At 68.4% G+C, this 5,218-nt stretch carries 5 protein-coding genes; all 5 read right to left on the bottom strand.

The window, feature by feature from the left end; translation table 11 throughout:
- A partial coding sequence (locus tag ACESL7_RS12820) for an ATP-binding cassette domain-containing protein (RefSeq protein ID WP_372893708.1) occupies window positions 1-348 on the bottom strand: 348 nt, incomplete at its 3' end.
- Window positions 345-1,181, bottom strand: a complete 837-nt coding sequence (locus ACESL7_RS12815; protein ID WP_372893707.1) for an ABC transporter permease — start codon at window positions 1,179-1,181, stop codon at window positions 345-347. The genes ACESL7_RS12820 and ACESL7_RS12815, both read right to left, overlap by 4 nt.
- Window positions 1,174-2,181, bottom strand: a complete 1,008-nt coding sequence (locus ACESL7_RS12810; RefSeq protein ID WP_372893706.1) for an ABC transporter permease — start codon at window positions 2,179-2,181, stop codon at window positions 1,174-1,176. Before ACESL7_RS12810 ends, ACESL7_RS12815 begins: the two co-directional genes overlap by 8 nt.
- A gap of 48 nt (window positions 2,182-2,229) precedes the next feature.
- The gene (locus ACESL7_RS12805; RefSeq protein WP_372893705.1) at window positions 2,230-3,759 is read right to left on the bottom strand and encodes an ABC transporter substrate-binding protein; all 1,530 of its coding nucleotides are present in this window, start codon (window positions 3,757-3,759) and stop codon (window positions 2,230-2,232) included.
- 139 nt (window positions 3,760-3,898) lie between these two features.
- Window positions 3,899-5,218: phytoene desaturase family protein (locus ACESL7_RS12800; RefSeq protein WP_372893704.1), on the bottom strand; the 1,320-nt coding region annotated here is incomplete at its 5' end.

Below are 5,218 nucleotides of genomic sequence, written 5' to 3'. Positions count from 1 at the left end.
CAGCCGGTCGGTGATCTGCCCGCCGATGCGGCGGCAGGGGTTGAGCGCGGTGAGCGGGTCCTGCGGGATGATCGCCACCCGCTCGCCCACCAGCTTGCGCCGCCCGCCGGGCGAGAGCGCGGCAAGGTCGGTGCCGTGCAGGCGGATGCGCCCGGAATGCACCCGCACGGGCGGCGGCAGGAGCCCCGCGATGGCCTTGCCGATCATGCTCTTGCCCGCGCCGGATTCGCCCACCAGCCCGTGCACCTCTCCGGCGGCGACCTTGAGCGACACCTCGCGCAGGAGCCGGGGGCCGGACCGGCCGATCCGGGCGTTCAGCCCCTCGATCTGCAGGACCGGCGCGGTCATCGCAGCACCGGGTCGAGGCGGTCCTTCAGCCCCTCGCCGAACTGGCTGAAGCTGAGGACGGTGAGAAAGAGCGCGATCATCGGAAAGACGAGCACCCACCACGCGAAATGGATCTGCGTGCGGCCCTCGGCGATCATCCCGCCCCAGGTGGGATCGTCGGTCGCGATCGAGAGGTTCACGAAGCTCAGGATCGCCTCGACGATCACCGCGATGCCCATTTCGAGCGAGAGCAGCACGCCGATGGTGGGCAGCACGTTGGGCAGCACCTCGCGGGCGAGGGTGCCGATGCGCGACCGGCCCACGACAAGGGCGCTGTCCACGTAGTCCATCTGCGCCTGTCCCATCGTCTCGGCGCGGATCACGCGGGCGAAGCGCGTCCAGTCGATCACCGCGATGGCGATGATGACCGAGTGCAGCCCGGTGCCGAGGACCGCCACCAGAAGGATGGCGAAGAGGACCGGCGGAAAGCTCATCCAGATGTCCACGATCCGGCCGATGATGCGATCCGTCCAGCCGCCGAAATAGCCCGCCGCCAGCCCCAGCGCCGAGCCGATCAGGCAGGCCGCCCCGCCGGCGAGAACGGCCACGATGAGCGCGATCTGCGCGCCGTGGATCATCCGCGAGAGCACGTCGCGGCCGAGCGAGTCGGTGCCGAGCCAGTAGCCGGGCTCCGAGCCGTCCACCCAGACGGGCGGCAGGCGTTCGAGGAAGAGATCCTGCGCGAGCGGGTCGTGTGGCGCGACCCAGGGCGCGAAGAGCGCGGCGAGCACGACGATCAGGAGCCAGCCCCCCGAAAGCCAGAGTCGCAGCGGGATGCGCGCCGTTTCACCCATTGCGCAGCCTCGGGTTCAGCGTGGCGTAGAGCAGATCCACGCCGAGGTTGATCAGGATGAAGAGCACCGCGAAGACCAGCACGATCCCCTGAATGAGCGGCAGGTCGCGGTTGATCACCGCGTCGATGGCAAGGTTGCCGAGCCCCTCGTAGGAAAAGAGCTTTTCCACGATCACCGTGCCGCCGATCAGAAAGGTGAACTGCACGCCCGCGAGCGTCAGCGTCGGCAGGATCGCGTTCCGGAGCGCCTCGCGCCGGATCACCGCGAACTCGGAGAACCCCTTGGCGCGGGCGAGCATGACGTAGTCGAGGCCCATGACCTCCTTCAGCGACTGCTTGAGCACCTGCGCCATCACCGCCGAGAGGGGCAGGGCGAGTGCCAGCGCCGGCAGCGTCATGTGCCGGAGCAGGTTTCCCGTCACCCCGAAGTCCAGCCGCAGCAGCGATTCGAGCAGCAGGAAGTCGGTGGCGTAATCCGGGTTCATCTGTGGGTTGATCCGCCCCGAGACGGGAAAGAGCGGGATCGCCACGGCGAAGAGCGTGATGAAGATCAGCCCCCACAGGAAATCCGGGATCGAGAGCGTCATCCCGTTCCAGAGGTCGACCGCCGCCTCGGCCCGTCGGCCGCGTCGGCGCGTCCCGATGAAGGCCAGCACAAGCCCGAGCGCACAGGCGATCACAAGCGCCATGGTCGCCAGCTCCAGCGTCGCGGGAAGCCGGCCGAGCACGATGCCGAGCACGTCCTCGCGCAGCGAGATCGAGACGCCGAAATCCCCCTGCACGACACCGCCGAGCCAGATGAAGAACTGCTCGAACAGCGACTTGTCGAGCCCGTAGAGCCCACGCAGCCGCGCGATGTCGGCATCGCTCGCCCCCGGCGGCAGCATCATGGCGATGGGATCGCCGGGCGCCACGCGGATCACCACGAAGACGACGACGGCCACGCCGAAGAGGGTGACGATCATGCTCGCCAGCCGGATGAAAAGGTTGCGGAGGGTCATGCGATTACCGGGCGCGCGGGGCCGGCGCGGCGGCCGGCCCCTTGTGCCTCATGCGCGGGTCATGCGGTGCGGGTGCAGCGCGCCCGAGACATGCGGCACCACCTCGATCTCGGCCGAGTGGACGATCGGCTGCACGTACTGGATGAGCGGGATCACGAGGCCGTCCTTGGCGATCTTCCGGTCAACGGCCTTCCAGCCCTCGATCCGCTTTTCCTCGTCCGCCTCGCCCCAGAGCGGCGCGATCATGTCGATGAGATCCTGCCCGTCCCAGACCGAGTGCGGCGTGGGGCCGAACATCGCGTGCCCGGTCGAGGTGGAGGGATCGCCGATCGCGTTGCCCCAGTTGTAGAAGGCCGCCGGTGCAAGATCGTCCGCCGCGCGCAGTTCGAAATGCTTGGCGATCTCGTAGACCTCGATCTCGGCCTCGATGCCGACGCGCCGCCAGAGGCCGACGATGGCCTGGATCATCTCGTAATCCTTGGGCTTGAAGCCGCGCGTGGTCTGGATGGTGAAGCGGACCGGGTTGTCGGGGCCGTAGCCCGACTCCGCCAGAAGCTCCTTGGCCAGGTCCGGATCGTAGTCCACCTCGATCGAGGGGTCGTAGGCCACGTATTCCGGCGTCTGCAGCGTCGAGATCGGCACCCCGTAGCCCGAAAGCAGGCGCTCGACGATCTGTTCCTTGTCGATGGCGTGGTGCATCGCGCGCCGCACGTTCCCGTCGAGCATCGGCTCGACGTCGTTGATGAAGATCATCGCGATGTCGGAGACCGGCGTCGTCGTGCCCGCGAGACCCGGCTTGGTCTTCAGGCGGTCGAACTCCTCGTAGGGGATCTCGAGCGTGATGTGCGAGGCGCCCGATTCCACCTCCGCCACGCGGGAGGAGGCATCGGTCACGAACTTGATGGTGACCGTCTCGAACTGCGGCGCGCCGCCCCAGTAGTCGGGATTGGCCTTGAGCCGGACGAAGGCGTTACGCTCGAAGCGATCCACCATGTAGGGGCCGGTGCCGATCGGCGCCGCCTCGAAGCCCTCGGAGCCGACCTCCTCGAAGTATTTCTTCGGCAGCACGTAACCCGTCAGGAAGCCCATCCACTTGAAGATGGTGGGATCGAACTGCGTCACGTCGGCGGTGATCACGTTGCCGTCGATGCGGAAGTTGTCGAGCGTGGACCAGATGAACTGGATCGGGTTGCCGGTCTCCTCGCGGCCCGCGCGCTCCAGCGACCAGACGACGTCCTCGGCGGTGAAGGGGTCGCCGTTGTGCCAGGTCACGCCCTCGCGCACGACCATGCGGACCTTCGTGTTGTCGTCGGTCCAGCCCCAGTCGGTGAGCAGCCCCTCGGTGAGCGCGAGGTCGGGGTCCTGCCCGACGTACTGGTCGAAGACCGATTGATAGATCGCCTGGATCGTCGGATTGACCGCCGAGGGGCCGACGGTCGGGTCCCAACTCGGCAGGTTCACGTTGTAGGCGATGGTCAGATCCGTGATCTCGGCCGAAGCCCGGATCGGCAGCCCCGCGAGCGAGACGCCGAGGCCCGCCGCGCCGTAGCCCAGAAGGGCGCGTCTGGAGAGAGTCATCGTTAACCTCCGTGTTGTTGCCGGACAGCGCCGCAGCAGGCGCAGTCCGCTTTGTCCTTGGGCGGTCTGACGCCGCCTTTCATTGTGGAACGATGATTGCTTTAGGCTTGAAACTTGTCAATGCATATAACCGGCGCGCTTACGCGCCGGCGAGTTTTTCGGCCAGCATGGTGCCCGACCCGGCCCCGGTGCCGCCCCCGGGCCATGTCGAGGCGCCGACCATGTGCAGCTTCGGAACCGGCGTGGACCAGTCGGCGCGGCCGGGCACGGGACGGAAGACGAAGTTCTGGTAGGGGTGATGCGAGCCCGCGATCTGATCGCCGCCGACCAGGTTCGGGTTCCCGGCCTCCAGGTCGGCGGGCGACATCACGCACTGGCCGAGGATCCGGCCGCGCAGGCCCGGCGCGTAGGTTTCGAGGATGTCGAGCACCCGCTCGGCCATGGGCGCCTTCGCGCTCTCCCAGTCGGTCGCGCCGATCTCGCCGGCCGCATCACCGGTGATCGTGCCGGGCACCATGCGCACCTGCACCCAGAGCGTGTGCTTGCCCTCGGGCGCGCGGGAGGGGTCCACCGTGCCCGGCTGGGCCACGACCAGCACCGGTTCGCGCGGCAGAAGCCCGTTGACCGCCTGCGTGTAGGTCTCTGCCATCTGCTGCAGCGAGGGCGCGAGATGGACGTACATGAAGCGCTTGAGCTCGGCGCCCGCCGCCCAGTCCGGCAGGCCGTCGAGCGCGAGGTGGACCATCATCGTCCCCGGCGCATGGCGGAAGCGGGCCATCTGCCGGTCGTAGCGCTCCGAGCCGCTGCCGCGCGGCAGAAGCCGCATGAGCCCGCGGGGCGCCAGATTCGCGATCACCGCGCCGCCCGCCCGTGCAACGCGACCGTCGGCCAGCCGGACGCCGGACGCGACGCCGCTTTCCAAAAGGATTTCCGTCACTTCCGCGCCGGTCTCGATCCGGCCACCGCGGGCCTCGATCATCGCGCGCAACGCACGGGTCACCGTGTCCGCGCCGCCCTTGCCGATCACCATGCCGAAGCTCTGGCTCGCCATCGCCTCGAGATAGGGAAAGACCGCGCCGCCACCCTGATCGGGCGGGAAATCAAGGTGCATCCCCCAGGCCGCGCACATCGCCTGCACGCGCGGGCTTTCGAAGTTCTCTTCGAGGAAGGCGCGCGGCGAGGTGAGCATCAGCCGCGCGAGTTTCAGCAGGAAGGCCGAGTCCCGCTTGCGCCAGATCCGGAAGGCGGTCCTGACGAGGGCGCCGGGCGTCATCGGGCTGCCGAGCACCGAGAAGACATGCGGCGCATCGGCGGCGAACTCGTCCAGCATCTCGTGCCAGCGTGCCGCATCCGCCGCGCTTTCGCCGCGGATGCGCGCGGCGGTCAGGGCCGGATCGGTCGAGACACCGAGCCATTTGCCGTCCGGGAAGGCCGTTGCGAAACAATCGCTTGCCGGCAG

Origin of the sequence: Rhodosalinus sp. (genome assembly GCF_041685465.1) — a bacterium.
Taxonomy (GTDB): domain Bacteria; phylum Pseudomonadota; class Alphaproteobacteria; order Rhodobacterales; family Rhodobacteraceae; genus Rhodosalinus.
Note: the sequence above shows the minus strand (reverse complement) of the source record. Positions and strands in the feature narration are given on the sequence as shown.

Excerpts from the sequence above, each read along its gene's own strand:
- ACESL7_RS12815 (WP_372893707.1), bottom strand. The coding sequence starts at position 1,181 with ATGGGTGAAACGGCGCGCATCCCGCTGCGACTCTGGCTTTCGGGGGGC.
- ACESL7_RS12810 (WP_372893706.1), bottom strand. The coding sequence starts at position 2,181 with ATGACCCTCCGCAACCTTTTCATCCGGCTGGCGAGCATGATCGTCACC.
- ACESL7_RS12805 (WP_372893705.1), bottom strand. The coding sequence starts at position 3,759 with ATGACTCTCTCCAGACGCGCCCTTCTGGGCTACGGCGCGGCGGGCCTC.